Here is an 18,517-nt window from a genome sequence, read left to right on the forward strand (position 1 = left end):
GGGGGGAAGACGTCCGGGGGCTCGTCACGGGGGCGTCCGCCCGTGCCCGTGGGCCTCCGGTCTGATGCGACCCTAGGTGGCCGGAAAGCGACTGCGAAGTGTACGTTTCCTCCATTCTCACCGAACGGGACGGAGGAAACGTCCACCATGCCGGACCCCGCGGTCCCGCCCACACCGCCCGTGCCCCTGGACGCGCTCCTGGCACGCGAGGACCTCGGCCTGCGCCGGATCGCCGGGCCGGGCGGTCCCGGCATCGTCGTCCACGGGGCGCACACCTCGGAGATGGCGGACCCGTACCCGTACCTGCTGGGCGGGGAGCTGCTGCTGTCGGCGGGTGTGCACATCCCCGAGGACGCGGGCGCGGAGTACTTCGACGCCTATGTCTCCCGGATCGTGGCGGCGGGCGGCGCGGCGCTCGGTTTCGGTCTGGCGCCGGTGCACGACACGGTGCCGGCGGCGCTGGTCAAGGCCTGCGGGAGGCACGGGCTGCCGTTGCTGGAGGTGCCGCCGCGGACCACCTTCTCGGGCGTGGCCCGCGCGGTCTGGCAGCTGATGGCCCGGGCCCGGCTGGCCGAGCTGCGGCGCGTGACGGAGGCCCAGCAGAGTCTCGCCACCGCCGCCGCCCGCCCGGACCCGGTCCCGTCCGTCCTGCACCAGCTGGCCCGCCGGCTGGGCGGCCGGGCGGTGCTCTACGGCCCGCAGGGCACGGAACTCGCGGCGGCGGGGCGGGACCAGGGGGAGGGGGCGCGGACGGCGCTGGCGGAACTGGCCCGGGTCGTGCGCCCCGACGCCGGGCGCCCCGCCTCCGCCACCGACACCGCCGCCGGCACCCGTCTGGCCGCCTACGCGCTCGGTACCGGTCAGGGCTTCGTGCTCGGGGTCGCCGCCCCGCGGCAGCACCCGGGCGACCACACCATCGCGTCCGTGGCCGCCGTGCTGCTCTCGCTGCTCACCGGCGAGCACCAGAGCGGCACCGGCGCGGCGCGCTCCTCCGCGCTGGTGCGGCTGCTGCTGGGCAGTCCGCCCGAGGAGGTGGCCCCGTTGCTCGGCGGGGAGCGGTGGCGGGTGGTGCACGCCCGGCCGGACGCCCGGGCACCGGACTCCCTGGCCGCCTCCGCGCTGGGCGCCGCGCTCGGATCGGCGCTGGTGGATCCGGCCGGCGAGACCGTTCGGGTCCTGGTGCCCGCGGACCGGGCCCTCCAGGCGCTGCCCGGCTGGACCCTGGGGGTCAGCGCGGCCGTCGCCCCGCCCGACTGGCCGGCCGCCGACACCCAGGCGGCCCGCGCCCTGGCCCGGGCCCGCGCCACCCGCGTCCCGCTGGTCCGGCACGGCTCCCGCGCCGCCCTCGCCGACCTCGTCGCCCCGCACGACGCGGACGCGCACGCCCGCGCGCTCCTCGCGCCGCTGGCGGCCGCCCCCGCGCTCACGGAGACACTGCGCACCTGGCTCTCCCTGCACGGCAGTTGGGACCGCACGGCGGTGGCCCTGTCCGTGCACCGCAACACCGTGCGGCAGCGGATCGCGCGGTGCGCGGCCCTGCTGGAGAGCGACCTGGACGACCCGGACACACGGATGGAGCTGTGGTTCGCGCTGCGGCGGACCTGAGCGGCCGAAGGCGCTCCGAGCGCCCCGCTCCACCCGTGCTCTGAGTACCCGTGCTCTGAGTACCCGTACGCAGTCGTCCGAGTACGTGACGCACATCCCAGCGCGCGATACGCCGGGGACGGCCACAGGCCGCTGCACCACAATGGGGGGCATGCCGATACCCGGGACGCCCAGCCGCGCCGAACTCCTCGCCCACCTCGTCGCCACCCGCATCGCGGGCGACGTCGCCACGCCGCGCGAGAACAACCTCTCCCACTACCGCAAACTGGCGAACGGCGACCGCCACTACTGGCTGGGCCTGGAACTCGGCGACCGCTGGAGCGACGAGCAGGACGTGCTCGCGGTGATGGCGGAGCGGGTCGGCGTCAACGACGATCCCGAGCACCGGCACGGCCAGGACACCATCGACCCCGAGCTGACCGTCTCCGGGCTGGAGCGCATGGCGGGACGGCTGCGCAAGGCGGCGGAAGGGCGGCAGCGGGTGCTGTTCGCCACCGGCCACCCCGGCGGCCTGCTCGACGTGCACCGCGCCACGGCCGCCGCGCTGCGGGCCGCCGGCTGCGAGATCGTCGTCATCCCGGACGGGCTGACCACGGACGAGGGCTATGTGATGCAGTTCGCGGACGTGGCGGTGCTGGAGCACGGCGCCACCCTGTGGCACACGCACTCCGGTGAGCCGATGAGGGCCATCCTCACCGCCCTGGAGCGCGGGGGCCGCCCGCTGCCCGAGCTGGTCGTCGCCGACCACGGCTGGGCGGGGGCCGCGGGGCAGTACGGCGTCGACTCCGTCGGCTACGCCGACTGCAACGACCCGGCCCTGTTCCTCGCCGAGGCGGAGGGCACCGTCCAGGTGACGGTCCCCCTCGACGACCACGTGGTCAGCCCCCGCCACTACGACCCGATGACGGCGTACCTGCTGGCGGAGGCGGGGCTTTCGCAGTAAACGCTAGCTCCGCGGGACGCGGACCACGCCCTCCTGGATGACCGAGACCGCGAGGCGGCCGTCCTGGGTGTAGATGCGGGCCTGGCCGAGGCCCCGGCCGCCGTGGGCCGACGGGGACTGCTGGTCGTAGAGCAGCCACTCGTCGGCCCGGAACGGGCGGTGGAACCACATGGCGTGGTCCAGGGAGGCGCCCACGACGTCGCCGACGGCCCAGCCGCCGCGCCCGTGGGCGAGGAGGACCGAGTCCAGGAGCGTCATGTCGGAGACGTACGTGGCGAGCACGACGTGCAGCAGGGGGTCGTCGACGTCGCTGTCCAGCTTGCCGTTGGTGCGGAACCACACCTGGGAGTGGGGTTCGCGCGGCTCGCCGAAGCGGCCGTAGGGCGGCTCGTCGACGTAGCGCAGGTCGACCGCGGCGCGGGCCTCCAGGAAGCGGTCCACGACCTCGGGGGCGAGGTGGGGGTAGCCGCGCAGCCGCTCCTCGGAGGTGGGCAGTGCGGCGGGGTCCGGTGCGGGCGGCATCGGCTCCTGGTGGTCCAGGCCCTCCTCGTGCGTCTGGAAGGACGCCGAGAGGTGGAAGATCGGCTTGCCGTGCTGGACCGCGACCACCCGGCGGGTGGTGAAGGAGCGGCCGTCGCGGATCCGGTCGACGGTGTAGACGATGGGCGCGCCGGGGTCGCCGGGGCGCAGGAAGTACGCGTGCAGGGAGTGGGCGGGCCGGTCCTCGGGGACGGTCCGCCCGGCGGCGACCAGCGCCTGCGCCGCGACCTGCCCGCCGAAGACGCGGGGGACGACGGCGGAGCGGGACCGTCCGCGGAAGATGTTCTCCTCGATCTGCTCGAGGTCGAGCAGATCGAGGAGATCCCGTAGTGCCTGACTCATGGGGTCAGTTGTATACGCCAGGGATTTCGCGGACCTTACAGGCCCATGTCCTTGGCGATGATCGACTTCATGATCTCGCTGGTGCCGCCGTAGATGCGGTTGACGCGGTTGTCCGCGTACAGGCGGGCGATCGGGTACTCGTTCATGTAGCCGTAGCCGCCGTGCAGCTGGAGGCAGCGGTCGATGACGCGGTGCGCGACCTCGGTGCAGAACAGCTTGGCGCTGGCGGCCTCGGCGGGGGTGAGTTCACCCGCGTCCAGGGCCTCCGTGGCGCGGTCGGCGACGGCCTCGGCCGCGTCCACCTCGGCCTGGCAGGCGGCCAGCTCGAACTTGGTGTTCTGGAAGTGGGCGACCGGCTTGCCGAAGACGGTACGCTCCTGCACGTACTGCTTGGCGAACCGGACGGCGGCCTTGGCCTGCGCGTAGGCGCCGAAGGCGATGCCCCAGCGCTCGGAGGCCAGGTTGTGGCCGAGGTAGGAGAAGCCCTTGTTCTCCTCGCCGAGCAGGTCCTCGACGGGGACCTTGACGTCGACGAACGCCAGCTCGGCGGTGTCGGAGGTGCGCAGGCCCAGCTTGTCGAGCTTGCGGCCGACGGAGTAGCCCTCGGACTTGGTGTCGACGGCGAACAGGGAGATGCCGTGCCGGCGGTCCTCCGCGGTCGGGGCGGCGGTGCGGGCGCAGACGATCACCTTGTCGGCGTGGACGCCGCCGGTGATGAAGGTCTTGGCGCCGTTGAGGACGTAGTGCGTGCCGTCCTCGCTCAGCTTGGCCGTGGTCTTCATGCCCGCGAGGTCGGAGCCGGTGCCCGGCTCGGTCATCGCGATGGCCCACATCTCCTCGCCGGTGACGAACTTCGGCAGGTAGCGCTTCTTCTGCTCGTCGGTGGCGAGCATCTTGATGTAGGGCAGGGCGAGCAGCACGTGCACGCCGGAGCCGCCGAACTGGACGCCCGCGCGAGCGGTCTCCTCGTAGAGGACGGCCTCGAACTTGTGGGTGTCCAGGCCCGCGCCGCCGAACTCCTCGGGCACGCTGATCCCGAAGATGCCCAGCTCACCGAGCTTGTAGTAGAAGTCGCGGGGCGCCTGTCCCGCCGCGAACCACTCGTCGTAGACGGGGACGACCTCGGCCTCGATGAAGGCGCGGATGGTCTCCCGGAACGCCTCGTAATCCTCGTTGAAAATCGTACGGCGCACTCCGCCACCTCCGCTTGCCTCGGGCATGTCTAAGCGCTTGCTCAGATCCAAAGATACCGGCGAGTACGGACAGGCGTCCAGAGAGGGGGTGCCGTAACGCTCGTCACGCTCCGGGAGTCACTCCGGGACCGTCACCGCGGACGCTCCGGGAGTCACTCCGGCGCCGCCGCCGCGAACGCCCCCCGCGCCATCCGGTGCAGCAGTCCGGCCGTCGCCTCGCGTCCGGGGAGGGATCCCGGGCGGGCCAGGTGCGGGGTGGAGTTGAGCAGGCCGAACACCGAGTGGACCGCCGAACGGGCGGCCGGTTCGGCCAGCTCCGGGTACACCTCGCGGACCACCCCCACCCACAGCTCGACGTACTGCCGCTGCAACTGGCGGACCAGCTTCCGGTCGGCGTCCCGGAGGCGGTCCAGCTCCCGGTCGTGCAGGGTGATGAGGGGGCGGTCGTCGAGCGCGAAGTCGATGTGCCCCTCGATCAGCGAGTCGAGGACCGCCCCGGGGGCCACGCCCCCGGCCTCCCCCAGGCGCCGTTTCGCACCGGTCAGCAGCGACTCGCTGATCCCGACCAGCAGCTCCGCGAGCATCGCGTCCTTGCCCGCGAAGTGCCGGTAGAGCCCGGGTCCGCTGATGCCGACCGCGGCGCCTATCTCGTCGACCCCGACGCCGTGGAAGCCGCGCTCGGCGAACAGCCGGGCGGCCTCCTTGAGGATCTGCTCGCGACGGGTGGGGGCGTCGGTTCTGGTGGCCATGGGAACGATTCTAGACAGCGCGGTTAGCGGTCGTTAACCTGAAGGAACATGCGTTAACGCTCATTAACAAGGTGAGGGGACCCGCAGGATGCAACAGGCACCGGAGCTTCACAGCGCGGCCGATCCCGCGTCGGAGGCCTTTCGGGCCAACGAGGAGGCGCACCGCGCGCTCGTCGAGGAGCTGCGCGGCAAGCTGGCCGCGGCCCGCCTCGGCGGCGGCGAGAAGGCGCGGGCGCGGCACACCGCACGCGGGAAGCTGCTCCCGCGCGACCGGGTGGACACCCTCCTCGACCCCGGCTCGCCCTTCCTGGAGCTGGCCCCGCTGGCGGCCGACGGGATGTACGACGGCCAGGCCCCGGCGGCCGGCGTGATCGCCGGGATCGGCCGGATCAGCGGCCGGGAGTGCGTGGTCGTCGCCAACGACGCCACCGTCAAGGGCGGCACGTACTACCCGATGACGGTGAAGAAGCACCTGCGCGCCCAGGAGGTGGCCCTGGACAACCGGCTCCCCTGCGTCTACCTGGTGGACTCCGGGGGCGCCTTCCTGCCGATGCAGGACGAGGTGTTCCCGGACCGGGACCACTTCGGGCGGATCTTCTACAACCAGGCCCGGATGTCCGGCGCCGGCATCCCGCAGATCGCGGCGGTCCTCGGCTCCTGCACGGCCGGCGGGGCGTACGTCCCGGCGATGAGCGACGAGGCGGTGATCGTCCGGGGCCAGGGCACGATCTTCCTCGGCGGCCCGCCCCTGGTGAAGGCGGCCACCGGTGAGGTGGTCACGGCGGAGGAGCTGGGCGGCGGCGAGGTGCACTCACGGGTGTCCGGCGTCACCGACCACCTCGCGGAGGACGACGCGCACGCGCTGCGGATCGTGCGGACCGTCGTCTCCACGCTCCCCGCCCGCGGCCCCCTGCCCTGGCAGGTCGAGCCGGCCGTCGAGCCGAAGGTCGACCCCGCCGGGCTGTACGGGGCGGTGCCGGTCGACTCCCGCACCCCCTACGACGTGCGGGAGGTCATCGCGCGGATCACCGACGGGTCCCGGTTCGCGGAGTTCAAGGCGGAGTTCGGGCAGACCCTGGTCACCGGCTTCGCCCGGATCCACGGCCACCCGGTGGGGATCGTCGCCAACAACGGCATCCTGTTCTCGGAGTCCGCCCAGAAGGGCGCCCACTTCATCGAACTGTGCGACCAGCGCGGGATCCCGCTGCTGTTCCTGCAGAACATCTCCGGCTTCATGGTCGGCCGGGACTACGAGGCGGGCGGCATCGCCAAGCACGGCGCCAAGATGGTCACGGCGGTCGCCTGCACCCGCGTGCCGAAGCTGACGGTCGTGGTCGGCGGCTCCTACGGCGCGGGCAACTACTCCATGTGCGGCAGGGCCTACTCCCCCCGCTTCCTGTGGATGTGGCCCAACGCCAAGATCTCGGTGATGGGCGGCGAGCAGGCCGCCTCCGTCCTCGCGACGGTCAAGCGGGACCAGTTGGAGGCGCGCGGCGAACAGTGGCCGGCCGAGGACGAGGACGCCTTCAAGGCCCCGATCCGTGCCCAGTACGAGCGCCAGGGGAACGCCTACTACGCGACGGCCCGCCTCTGGGACGACGGCGTGATCGACCCGATGGAGACCCGGCAGGTCCTGGGCCTGGCCCTGACCGCGTGCGCCAACGCGCCCCTGGGTGACCCCCAGTTCGGCGTCTTCCGGATGTGAGGGGACCCCTGACGATGACAGCTCAGATGTTCGAGACGGTGCTGGTGGCCAACCGGGGCGAGATCGCGGTCCGCGTCATCCGCACGCTGCGGTCGATGGGCGTGCGCTCGGTGGCGGTGTACTCCGACGCGGACGCCGACGCCCGGCACGTCCGGGAGGCCGACACGGCGGTGCGGATCGGACCGGCACCGGCCGCGGAGAGCTACCTGTCGGTGGAGCGGCTGCTCGAGGCCGCCGCCCGCACCGGTGCCCAGGCGGTCCACCCCGGGTACGGCTTCCTCGCCGAGAACGCCGGCTTCGCGCGGGCGTGCGCGGAGGCGGGACTGGTGTTCATCGGGCCCCCGGCGGACGCGATCGCCCTGATGGGCGACAAGATCCGCGCCAAGGAGACGGTGAGGGCGGCCGGTGTCCCGGTCGTCCCCGGCTCCAGCGGCAGCGGGCTGTCGGACGCGCAGCTCGCCGACGCGGCCCGCGGGATCGGCATGCCGGTGCTGCTGAAGCCGTCCGCGGGCGGCGGCGGCAAGGGCATGCGCCTGGTGCGGGACGCCTCGGCGCTGGCCGACGAGATCGCCGCCGCCCGCCGCGAGGCCCGCGCCTCCTTCGGCGACGACACGCTGCTGGTCGAGCGGTGGATCGACCGCCCCCGGCACATCGAGATCCAGGTGCTGGCCGACGGCCACGGGGGCGTCGTCCACCTGGGCGAGCGCGAGTGCTCCCTCCAGCGGCGCCACCAGAAGATCATCGAGGAGGCGCCCAGTGTGCTCCTCGACGAGGAGACCCGGGCCGCGATGGGCGAGGCGGCGGTCCAGGCGGCCCGCTCCTGCGGCTACCGGGGCGCGGGCACGGTGGAGTTCATCGTCCCCGGCGGCGACCCGTCCTCCTACTACTTCATGGAGATGAACACCCGCCTCCAGGTGGAGCACCCGGTCACCGAGCTGATCACGGGTCTCGACCTGGTGGAGTGGCAGCTGCGGGTGGCGGCGGGCGAGCCGCTGCCCTTCGGCCAGGACGACGTCCGGCTCACCGGTCACGCGGTGGAGGCCCGCATCTGCGCCGAGGACCCCACCCGCGGCTTCCTCCCCTCCGGCGGCACGGTGCTGAAGCTGCGCGAACCGCGGGGCGAGGGCGTGCGTACCGACTCCGGCCTCACCGAGGGCACGGAGGTCGGCAGCCTCTACGACCCGATGCTGTCCAAGGTGATCGCGTACGGCCCCGACCGCGCGAGCGCGCTGCGCAGGCTCCGGGCGGCCCTGGCGGAGACGGTCACGCTGGGCGTGCCGACCAACGCCGGGTTCCTGCGGCGGCTGCTGGCGCACCCGGCGGTGGTCTCCGGCGACCTGGACACCGGGCTGGTGGAGCGGGAGGCGGAGGGCCTGGTCCCGACCGACGTGCCCGAGGAGGTGTACGAGGCGGCGGCGGCCGTACGCCTGGAGGCGCTGCGCCCGCGCGGTGACGGCTGGACCGACCCGTTCTCGGTGCCGGACGGCTGGCGCATGGGCGGCACGGCGCGACCGGCCGCCTTCCACCTGCGGGTCACCGACCCGGTGGAGCACACCCCGCGCGGCTCCCACACCGTCACCGAGGACGAGATGTCGGTGACGCTGGACGGCGTCCGGCACACCTTCCACCGGGCCGCCGACTGGCTCGGCCGGGACGGCGACGCCTGGCACGTGCGCGACCACGACCCGGTCACCGCGTCCCTCACCCGCGCCGGCCGGGCGGGCGCCGACTCGCTGACCGCGCCGATGCCGGGCACGGTGACGGTGGTGAAGGTCGCCGTCGGCGACGAGGTGGCCGCGGGCCAGAGCCTGCTGGTGGTGGAGGCGATGAAGATGGAGCACGTCATCTCCGCCCCGCACGCCGGCACGGTCACCGAACTGGACGTGGCGCCGGGCACCACGGTCGCCATGGACCAGGTGCTGGCGGTCATCGCCCCCGTGGAGGACGTGGAGGAGGAGACGGCATGAGCATCCCGGACGCCCCGGACCTGGGCCTGCCCATGGCCGTACCGGCCGAGGGCCTGCCCGCGCGGGTACGCATCCACGAGGTCGGCGCGCGCGACGGCCTGCAGAACGAGAAGGCGACCGTCCCGACGGCCGTCAAGGCGGAGTTCGTCCGCCGCCTGGCCGGCACCGGCCTGACCACCATCGAGGCGACGAGCTTCGTCCACCCCCGGTGGGTGCCCCAGCTCGCGGACGCCGAGGAGCTGTACCCGGCGGTGTCCGACCTGCCGGTGTCCCTGCCGGTCCTGGTGCCGAACGAGCGCGGCCTGGACCGCGCGCTGGCGCTGGGCGCCCGGCGGGTGGCGGTGTTCGCCAGCGCCACGGAGTCCTTCGCCAAGGCCAACCTCAACCGCACGGTGGACGAGGCGCTGGCGATGTTCGAGCCGGTGGTGGCCCGGGCGAAGGCGGAGGGCGTCCACGTCCGCGGCTACCTCTCGATGTGCTTCGGGGACCCGTGGGAAGGCGCGGTCCCGGTCGCCCGAGTGGTGGAGGTCTGCAAGGCCCTGCTGGACATGGGCTGCGACGAACTGAGCCTGGGCGACACCATCGGGGTGGCGACGCCGGGCCATGTGACGGCGCTCCTCTCCGCGCTGACCGGGGCGGACGTACCCGTGTCCGCGCTGGGCGTGCACTTCCACGACACCTACGGCCAGGCCCTGTCCAACACGCTGGCCGCACTCCAGCAGGGCGTCACCACGGTCGACGCCTCCGCCGGCGGACTGGGCGGCTGCCCGTACGCGAAGTCCGCCACCGGCAACCTCGCCACCGAAGACCTCGTGTGGATGCTGCGCGGACTCGGCATCGACACCGGGGTCGACCTCGGCCGTCTCGTCGCCACCAGCGTCTGGATGGCCGCCCACCTGGGCCGACCCAGCCCGTCCCGCACCGTACGAGCCCTCTCCCACCAGGAGCAGTGAACGCCATGGACCACAAGCTCTCCCCCGAACTGGAAGAACTCCGCCGGACGGTCGAGGAGTTCGCACACGACGTCGTGGCGCCGAAGATCGGTGACTTCTACGAGCGGCACGAGTTCCCGTACGAGATCGTCCGGGAGATGGGCCGCATGGGGCTGTTCGGTCTGCCGTTCCCGGAGGAGTACGGCGGCATGGGCGGCGACTACTTCGCGCTGGGCGTGGCCCTGGAGGAACTGGCCCGGGTGGACTCGTCGGTGGCCATCACCCTGGAGGCCGGGGTCTCCCTGGGCGCGATGCCGCTGCACCTGTTCGGCACCGAGGAGCAGAAGCGCGCGTGGCTGCCCCGCCTGTGTTCGGGCGAGGTCCTGGGCGCGTTCGGGCTGACGGAGCCGGACGGCGGCAGCGACGCGGGGGCGACCCGTACGACGGCCCGTCTGGACGAGGCGACGAACGAGTGGGTGATCAACGGCACCAAGTGCTTCATCACCAACTCGGGCACGGACATCACGGGCCTGGTCACGGTCACCGCGGTCACCGGGCGGGGGCCCGGCGGCAAGCCGCTGATCTCGGCGATCATCGTCCCGTCGGGCACGCCGGGCTTCACGGTGGCGGCCCCGTACTCGAAGGTCGGCTGGAACGCCTCGGACACGCGGGAGCTGTCCTTCCAGGACGTCCGCGTCCCCGCGTCGAACCTGCTGGGCGAGGAGGGCCGGGGCTACGCGCAGTTCCTGCGCATCCTGGACGAGGGCCGCATCGCCATCGCGGCGCTGGCGACGGGCCTGGCGCAGGGCTGTGTGGACGAGTCGGTGAAGTACGCCAAGGAACGCCACGCGTTCGGCCGCCCGATCGGCGCCAACCAGGCCATCCAGTTCAAGATCGCGGACATGGAGATGAAGGCCCACACCGCCCGCCTCGCCTGGCGCGACGCGGCGAGCCGCCTGGTGGCCGGGGAGCCCTTCAAGAAGGAGGCGGCGCTGGCGAAGCTGTACTCCTCCACGGTCGCCGTGGACAACGCCCGCGACGCGACCCAGATCCACGGCGGCTACGGCTTCATGAACGAGTACCCGGTGGCCCGGATGTGGCGCGACTCCAAGATCCTGGAGATCGGCGAGGGCACCAGCGAGGTCCAGCGGATGCTGATCGCCCGGGAGTTGGGGCTGGCGGGCTGAGCCGTCCGTGACCGGTCCGCGCCCGGAAGGGCGCGGACCGGTCACCGCGTCGCGGGCCCGGGGAGGGGTTCCGTCGCCGGGCGGGCCCGGTGACGGAACCCCTCCCGCGTGACGGGGATCACGGTGCGGGCGCGCATTCCGACGGTCCGTGAAGGGATGCATACGGGGCACCCTCTGGACAGATCATGAGGTTAGGCTAACCTAAGCCTGTTTACAGCCACAGGGCCGTGAGCGCGCACCCTTCGGCTCCGTACGCACGAAAGCAGACCCCGCCATGTCGAACGCCAGAACCGCCCGCCTCTCCCGTCGCGGACTGCTCGCCGCCGGTGGCGCCCTCGGACTCGGCGCCGTGCTCGCCGCCTGCGGGAACGACGACGCGAAGAGCGGCGGCTCGGACGCGACGGGGGCCGCCGGGTCCGGCCCCTGGTCCTTCAAGGACGACCGCGGCACCACCGTGAAGCTCGACGAGGTCCCCGCGAACATCGTCGCGTTCACCGGTGTCGCCGCCGCCCTGTACGACTACGGCATCGAGGTCAAGGGCGTCTTCGGCCCGACCGAGACCAAGGACGGCAAGGCCGACGTCCAGGCCGGGGACATGGACATCAGCAAGGTGACCATCCTCGGCAACGTCTGGGACCAGTTCAACGTCGAGAAGTACGCGGCCCTCGCGCCCGACGTCCTCATCTCCACCATGTTCGACGACGCCGGCACCCTCTGGTACGTCCCCGAGTCCTCGAAGGACAAGATCGCCAAGCTCGCCCCGAGCGTCGGCATCTCCGTCTACGACCGCCAGTTGACCGCCTCGCTGCAGCGCATGTGGGAGCTCGCCGAGTCGCTCGGCGGCGACATGAAGGCGGCGAAGGCCGCCGACGCCAAGAAGCGCTTCGAGGAGGCCTCGGAGCGGCTACGCAAGGCCGTCAAGGCCAACCCCGGCATCAAGGTGATGGCCGGTTCCGCGAGCCAGGAGATCTTCTACGTCTCCGGCACCGACCTCTCCGTCGACCTGGAGTACTTCAAGGCCCTCGGCGTGGACTTCGTCGAGCCGCCGGCGAAGGCCAAGGCCGAGGGCGGCGGCTGGTTCGAGAGCCTCAGCTGGGAGAACGTCGACAAGTACCCGGCCGACATCATCATGATGGACGACCGCACCTCGACCATCCAGCCCGCCGATATCACCGAGGCGACCTGGAAGAAGCTGCCCGCGGTCAAGGCCGGCCAGGTCATCCCGCGCTCCGCCGAGCCGATCCTGTCCTACGACAAGTGCGTCCCGCTGGTCGAGAACCTCGCCGAGGCCATCGAGAAGGCCAAGAAGGTCAGCTGACCGTTCCCCGCCCTCTCCCCCGGGAGCCGTACGTGACCACCGCCGCGGCCGCCCCGTTCCGTTCCTCCGCCCTCGGGGCCGTACGGACGAGGCGGCCCGGCCCGTCCCCGGCCCGGGTCGCCCTCACCGGCCCCGGGCCGCGGGGCTTCCGCTCCGGGGGACCCGGCCGGCCCCTGCCGCCGTTCCTGCCGCATCCGGGCCGGAGCGGGCCGGTCGCACCGCTCGGGCGCGACGCCCACCGGTGGCGGGGACGTCGGCCCCCCCGACCGGCGACCGGGTGCCGCCCTCCCCCGGCCCGCTCGCGCCGACGACCGGGCGATCCGCTTCCGGGCCGCCCGGGGACACCGGCCCGCTCCTGCCGTGGGCTGACGGGAGCGCCCCGTCCGAAACCGCCGCCGCCCTCGAGTCGCCGCCACCCGCATCCCGTCCGCGGGCCGTACGACCGTACGTGCGGCCCGCGGGCGGGCCCGGCTGCCGCGCGCCCTCGTGAGGAGTGTGGGACCGGTCGCCCTCGCGTGACGCCCGCGGGCTGCCGGCGCCGCGGGACGACCGAGGAGAGGACGCGCCAACTGGGCTGATTACGACGGGAGTTGAGCCACCCCACCCGGCTCCGGAGTGATCGCGGTCACGATCGGGGCCAACAGGGTACCGAGTCATGGAGGTTAGGCTAACCTAACCGAGGTCGCAGACCGCTCCGCGGCCCGGCCCGCTCCCTGCCCCGCACCGGACCGTCCCCACCGGGAGGACCCCCACATGCGCTCGCACCTGCTCAACGACACCACCACGGAGCATTACCGCCGCTCCGTGACCGAAGGAGTCGAGCGGGTGGCCGCCAAAGTCGCCACCACCGACCGGCCGTTCACCGGCGTCGCGGTCGACGCACTCTCCCCCCGCATCGAGCAGATCGACCTCGACCGGCCGCTGTACGACACCACCGCGGTGCTGGACGAGTTGGAGGAGGTCTACCTCCGGGACGCGGTCTACTTCCACCACCCCCGCTACCTCGCCCACCTCAACTGCCCGGTCGTCATCCCGGCCCTGCTCGGCGAGGCCGTGCTCTCCGCCGTCAACTCCTCCCTGGACACCTGGGACCAGTCGGCCGGCGGCACCCTCATCGAACGCAAGCTCATCGACTGGACCGCCCGGCGCATCGGCCTCGGCCCGGGTGCCGACGGCGTGTTCACCTCCGGCGGCACCCAGTCCAACCTCCAGGCGCTGCTGCTGGCGCGGGAGGAGGCCAAGAGCGAGGACCTCGCGAAACTGCGCCTCTTCGCCTCCGAGGCCGGCCACTTCAGCGTGCAGAAGTCCGCGAAACTGCTGGGTCTCGGGCCGGACGCCGTGGTGCCGATCCCCGTCGACCACGACAAGCGGCTCCAGACGGTCGCCCTCGCCCACGAGTTGGCGCGCTGCGTCGAGGCGGGCCTGGTCCCCATGGCCGTCGTCGCCACCGCCGGCACCACCGACTTCGGCTCCATCGACCCGCTGCCCGAGATCGCCGAGCTGTGCGCGCAGTACGGCGTCTGGATGCACGTGGACGCCGCCTACGGCTGCGGCCTGCTCGCCTCGCTGAAGTACCGGGACCGCGTCGACGGCATCGAGCGCGCCGACTCCGTCACCGTCGACTACCACAAGTCCTTCTTCCAGCCGGTCAGTTCGTCCGCCGTGCTGGTCCGCGACGCGGCCACGCTGCGGCACGCCACCTACCACGCGGAGTACCTCAACCCGCGCCGCATGGTGACCGAGCGCATCCCCAACCAGGTCGACAAGTCCCTGCAGACCACCCGCCGGTTCGACGCGCTCAAGCTGTGGATGACGCTGCGCGTGATGGGCGCCGACGGCATCGGCCGGCTCTTCGACGAGGTGTGCGACCTGGCCGCCGAGGGCTGGAAACTGCTCGCCGCCGACCCGCGCTTCGACGTGGTCGTCGAGCCCTCGCTGTCCACGCTCGTCTTCCGCTACGTCCCGGCGGCGGTCACCGACCCCGCCGAGATCGACCGGGCCAACCTCTACGCCCGCAAGGCCCTGTTCGCCTCCGGCGACGCGGTGGTCGCGGGCACCAAGGTCGCCGGGCGCCACTACCTGAAGTTCACCCTGCTCAACCCCGAGACCACGACGGCCGACATCACCGCCGTCCTCGACCTGATCGCCGGCCACGCCGAGCAGTACCTGGGAGAGTCCCTTGACCGCGCTTCCTGAAGCCCCGGAAACCACCCACGACTTCGTCGGCATCGGACTGGGCCCCTTCAACCTCGGCCTCGCCTGCCTGACCGAGCCCATCGACGAGCTCAACGGCGTCTTCCTGGAGTCCAAGCCGGACTTCGAGTGGCACGCCGGGATGTTCCTCGACGGCGCCCACCTGCAGACGCCGTTCATGTCGGACCTGGTCACCCTCGCCGACCCGACGTCCCCGTACTCCTTCCTCAACTACCTGAAGGAGAAGGGCCGGCTCTACTCGTTCTACATCCGCGAGAACTTCTACCCGCTGCGCCTGGAGTACGACGACTACTGCCGCTGGGCGGCCGGGCAGCTCTCCTGCATCCGCTTCGGCACGACGGTCACCGAGGTGACGTACGACGAGGCCGCCGAGCTGTACGCCGTGCGGACGGAGGCCGGGGAGACCTACCGCGCCCGGCACCTGGTCCTCGGCACCGGCACCGTGCCGTTCGTCCCCGAGGCCTGCCGCGGCCTGGAGGGCGACGCCTTCCACACCGCGCAGTACATGCACCGCAAGGCGGAACTGCGCGGGAAGAAGTCGATCACGGTCGTCGGCAGCGGGCAGAGCGCCGCCGAGATCTACCACGAGCTGCTCTCCGGGATCGACGCGCACGGCTACCAGCTCAACTGGGTCACCCGCTCCCCGCGGTTCTTCCCGCTGGAGTACACCAAGCTGACCCTGGAGATGACCTCCCCGGACTACATCGACTACTTCCGCGCGCTGCCCGAGGAGACCCGCTACCGGCTGGAGAAGCAGCAGAAGGGCCTGTTCAAGGGCATCAACTCGGAACTGATCGACGCGATCTTCGACCTGCTGTACCAGAAGAACGTCGAGAGCGGCGACCGGCCGGTCCCCACCCGGCTGATCACCAACTCCTCGCTGACCTCCGCGCGGTACGAGGACGGCGGCTACACGCTCGGCTTCCACCAGGACGAGCAGGGCAAGGACTTCGAGCTCCGCACCGAGGGCCTGGTGCTGGCCACCGGCTACCACTACGAGCCGCCGGACTTCCTCGACCCGATCCGCGACCGGCTCCGCTTCGACGGGCACGGCCGTTTCGACGTGACCCGTGACTACGCCGTCGACGTGACCGGGCGGGGCGTCTTCCTGCAGAACGCCGGTGTCCACACGCACAGCGTCACCAGCCCCGACCTGGGCATGGGCCCGTACCGCAACAGCTGCATCATCCGCGAAATGCTCGGCACCGAGTACTACCCCGTCGAGAAGTCCATCGCGTTCCAGGAGTTCGCCGTATGAGCACCGACGACACCGGCTTCACCGGCTTCAAGAACGAGCTCGGCACCTTCACCGTCCGGCCGCTCGACCCGCTGCGGGACGCCGAGCTGCTGCACCGCTGGGTCACCCACCCCAAGGCCGCTTTCTGGATGATGCAGGACGCGAAGCTCCAGGACGTCGAGCGCGAGTACATGAGGATCGCCGCCGACGAGCACCACCACGCCCACCTGGGCCTGCACGACGGCCGGCCCGCCTTCCTGATGGAGACGTACGACCCCGCCCACCGCGAGCTGGTCGGCCTGTACGAGCCGGAGCCCGGGGACGTCGGCATGCACTTCCTGGTCGCGCCCACCGACACCCCGCTGCACGGCTTCACCCGGTCCGTCATCACCGCCGTGATGGCGCACCTGTTCGCCGACCCGGCGACCCGGCGCGTCGTCGTGGAGCCGGACGTGTCCAACAAGGCGGTGCACGCCCTGAACGAGGCCGTGGGCTTCGTCCCCGTGCGCGAGGTGGAGAAGCCGGAGAAGAGGGCCTTGCTGAGCTTCTGCACCCGTGAACGGTTCACCGCGGCCACGGGGGTGGACGCATGAACCCGGCCGACGCCGTCTCCCACCTGACCCCCGAGCACTGGGAGCGGGCCAACCGCCTGCTGATCCGCAAGGCGCTCGCCGAGTTCGCGCACGAGCGGCTGATCACCCCCGAGGAGACGGGCCGGGGCCGCTACGCCGTGCGCAGCGACGACGGCCTGACCGAGTACCGCTTCACCGCCGTGCGCCGGGCCCTGGACCACTGGCAGGTGGACGCCGACTCCATCGTCCGCCACCGCGGGGAGGGCGAACTCCCGCTCGCCGCACTGGACTTCTTCATCGAGCTGCAGAAGTCGCTGGGGCTGAGCGAGGAGATCCTGCCGGTGTACCTGGAGGAGGTCTCCTCCACCCTCTCCGGCACCTGCTACAAGCTCACCAAGCCGCCGGTCACCTCCGCCGAGCTGGCCCGGAGCGACTTCCAGGCCGTCGAGACCGGCATGACCGAGGGCCACCCCTGCTTCGTCGCCAACAACGGGCGGCTCGGCTTCGGCGTCCACGAGTACCTGGCGTACGCGCCGGAGACGGCGCACCCCGTGAAGCTGGTGTGGCTGGCCGCGCACCGCTCGCGGGCCGTGTTCACGGCCGGCGCCGGCGTCGAGTACGAGTCGTTCCTCCGGGACGAGCTGGGCGGGGAGACCGTCGAGCGGTTCCACGGCGTCCTGCGCGAGCAGGGCCTCGACCCCGCCGACTACCTCCTCGTCCCCGTCCACCCCTGGCAGTGGTGGAACAAGCTCTCCGTCACCTTCGCCGCCGAGGTCGCGCGCAGGCACCTGGTCTGCCTGGGCGAGGGCGACGACGCGTACCTGGCGCAGCAGTCCATCCGGACCTTCTTCAACACCACCCACCCCGAGAAGCACTACGTGAAGACGGCCCTGTCCGTCCTCAACATGGGCTTCATGCGCGGGCTGTCGGCCGCCTACATGGAGGCGACCCCGGCGATCAACGACTGGCTGGCCCGGCTGATCGAGAGCGACCCGGTGCTGCGGGCGACGGGCCTGTCGATCATCCGGGAGCGGGCGGCGGTCGGCTACCGGCACCTGGAGTACGAGCGGGCGACCGACCGCCACTCGCCGTACCGGAAGATGCTGGCGGCGCTGTGGCGGGAGAGCCCGGTGCCCTCGCTGGAGGACGGCGAGACCCTGGCCACCATGGCGTCGCTGGTCCACGTCGACCACGAGGGGAAGTCCGTCGCGGGCGCGCTGATCGAGCGGTCGGGGCTGGCGCCGGCCGAGTGGCTGCGGCACTACCTGCGCGCCTACTACACCCCGCTGCTGCACAGCTTCTACGCCTACGACCTGGCGTACATGCCGCACGGCGAGAACGTCATCCTGGTCCTCGGGGACGGGGTGGTGCGGCGGGCCGTCTACAAGGACATCGCCGAGGAGATCGCGGTGATGGACCCGGACGCGGTGCTGCCGCCGGAGGTCTCCCGGATCCGCGTGGAGGTCCCCGACGACCAGAAGCTGCTGTCGATCTTCACGGACGTCTTCGACTGCTTCTTCCGCTTCCTGGCCGCGAACCTCGCCACCGAGGGGATCCTGGACGAGGACGGCTTCTGGCGCACGGTCGCGGAGGTCACCCGCGAGTACCAGGCGTCGGTGCCCGAACTCGCCGACAAGTTCGCCCGGTACGACATGTTCGCCCCCGAGTTCGCGCTGTCCTGCCTCAACCGGCTCCAACTGCGCAACAACCGGCAGATGGTGGACCTCGCGGACCCGTCCGGCGCGCTCCAGCTGGTCGGCACCCTGCGCAACCCCCTCGCGGGGTTCTGACCCACGAACGGGCGGGCACCCCGGAGTACGGTCCTCCGGGGTGCCCGCCCGCCGTTTCCGCCCCCTCGTTCCGTCCCCGGGACGGCCCGGGCACCTGCGGGGACCTGGGGCACCCGATCCCCGGCGCGTCCCGCACGTTCCGGCGCGGCCCCCGCGCCGCGGGCCGCACCCGGTGGCCCTCCCGGTCGTGCGCGGCCGCGGGGGGACCGGCCCAACTCGGGCC

Annotated in this window: 14 protein-coding genes; 11 read left to right on the top strand and 3 right to left on the bottom strand. The window is 72.2% G+C overall.

The genetic code is table 11. The features are described from left to right. Positions 1–147 precede the first annotated feature (147 nt). Positions 148–1,605 (top strand): PucR family transcriptional regulator, encoded by a 1,458-nt coding sequence (locus CP969_RS14950; RefSeq protein ID WP_016826163.1) that lies wholly within the window; start codon positions 148–150, stop codon positions 1,603–1,605. Positions 1,606–1,756: 151 nt separating this feature from the next. Continuing rightward, on the top strand, positions 1,757–2,548 hold the full coding sequence (locus CP969_RS14955) for a phosphatase (protein ID WP_004987762.1): 792 nt from the start codon (positions 1,757–1,759) through the stop codon (positions 2,546–2,548). Positions 2,549–2,551: 3 nt separating this feature from the next. Here CP969_RS14955 and CP969_RS14960 read toward each other — a convergent pair whose 3' ends face one another. The 3 genes from CP969_RS14960 to CP969_RS14970 all read right to left on the bottom strand — a co-directional run bounded on the left by CP969_RS14960 (position 2,552) and on the right by CP969_RS14970 (position 5,372). Beyond that, positions 2,552–3,430 carry an acyl-CoA thioesterase gene (locus tag CP969_RS14960; protein ID WP_016826162.1) on the bottom strand — a complete coding sequence of 293 codons (879 nt, stop codon included), beginning with the start codon at positions 3,428–3,430 and terminating at the stop codon, positions 2,552–2,554. Between the two features lie 35 nt (positions 3,431–3,465). Then, positions 3,466–4,623, bottom strand: a complete 1,158-nt coding sequence (locus CP969_RS14965) for an acyl-CoA dehydrogenase family protein (protein ID WP_016826161.1) — start codon at positions 4,621–4,623, stop codon at positions 3,466–3,468. A 152-nt stretch (positions 4,624–4,775) separates the two neighbouring features. Beyond that, on the bottom strand, positions 4,776–5,372 hold the full coding sequence (locus CP969_RS14970) for an SACE_7040 family transcriptional regulator (protein WP_004987755.1): 597 nt from the start codon (positions 5,370–5,372) through the stop codon (positions 4,776–4,778). An 88-nt stretch (positions 5,373–5,460) separates the two neighbouring features. Here CP969_RS14970 and CP969_RS14975 point away from each other — a divergent pair, with 88 nt between their 5' ends. The 9 genes from CP969_RS14975 (at position 5,461) to CP969_RS15015 (ending at position 18,294) form a co-directional block, all read left to right on the top strand. After that, positions 5,461–7,077: a carboxyl transferase domain-containing protein gene (locus CP969_RS14975; RefSeq protein ID WP_004987754.1), complete on the top strand. Its 1,617-nt coding sequence runs from the start codon at positions 5,461–5,463 to the stop codon at positions 7,075–7,077. 26 nt (positions 7,078–7,103) lie between these two features. Further along, positions 7,104–9,044 (top strand): acetyl/propionyl/methylcrotonyl-CoA carboxylase subunit alpha, encoded by a 1,941-nt coding sequence (locus tag CP969_RS14980; RefSeq protein ID WP_016826160.1) that lies wholly within the window; start codon positions 7,104–7,106, stop codon positions 9,042–9,044. Then, positions 9,041–9,997, top strand: coding sequence for a hydroxymethylglutaryl-CoA lyase (locus tag CP969_RS14985; RefSeq protein ID WP_016826159.1), 957 nt, complete (start codon positions 9,041–9,043; stop codon positions 9,995–9,997). Before CP969_RS14980 ends, CP969_RS14985 begins: the two co-directional genes overlap by 4 nt. Before the next feature lie 5 nt (positions 9,998–10,002). Then, on the top strand, positions 10,003–11,163 hold the full coding sequence (locus CP969_RS14990; RefSeq protein WP_004987750.1) for an acyl-CoA dehydrogenase family protein: 1,161 nt from the start codon (positions 10,003–10,005) through the stop codon (positions 11,161–11,163). Between the two features lie 274 nt (positions 11,164–11,437). Continuing rightward, the gene (locus CP969_RS14995) at positions 11,438–12,481 is read left to right on the top strand and encodes an ABC transporter substrate-binding protein (RefSeq protein ID WP_004987749.1); all 1,044 of its coding nucleotides are present in this window, start codon (positions 11,438–11,440) and stop codon (positions 12,479–12,481) included. A gap of 753 nt (positions 12,482–13,234) precedes the next feature. Continuing rightward, a complete protein-coding gene (desA, locus tag CP969_RS15000; RefSeq protein ID WP_016826157.1) occupies positions 13,235–14,677 on the top strand; it encodes a lysine decarboxylase DesA in 1,443 nt (480 codons plus the stop codon). Continuing rightward, positions 14,661–15,953 (top strand): lysine N(6)-hydroxylase/L-ornithine N(5)-oxygenase family protein, encoded by a 1,293-nt coding sequence (locus CP969_RS15005; RefSeq protein ID WP_016826156.1) that lies wholly within the window; start codon positions 14,661–14,663, stop codon positions 15,951–15,953. Before desA ends, CP969_RS15005 begins: the two co-directional genes overlap by 17 nt. After that, on the top strand, positions 15,950–16,525 hold the full coding sequence (locus tag CP969_RS15010; RefSeq protein WP_016826155.1) for a GNAT family N-acetyltransferase: 576 nt from the start codon (positions 15,950–15,952) through the stop codon (positions 16,523–16,525). The genes CP969_RS15005 and CP969_RS15010 overlap by 4 nt, the downstream gene beginning before the upstream one ends. Next, on the top strand, positions 16,522–18,294 hold the full coding sequence (locus CP969_RS15015) for an IucA/IucC family protein (protein WP_016826154.1): 1,773 nt from the start codon (positions 16,522–16,524) through the stop codon (positions 18,292–18,294). Before CP969_RS15010 ends, CP969_RS15015 begins: the two co-directional genes overlap by 4 nt. Positions 18,295–18,517 lie beyond the last annotated feature (223 nt).

This window comes from Streptomyces viridosporus T7A, assembly GCF_008704515.1.
Classification (GTDB): Bacteria; Actinomycetota; Actinomycetes; order Streptomycetales; family Streptomycetaceae; genus Streptomyces; species Streptomyces viridosporus.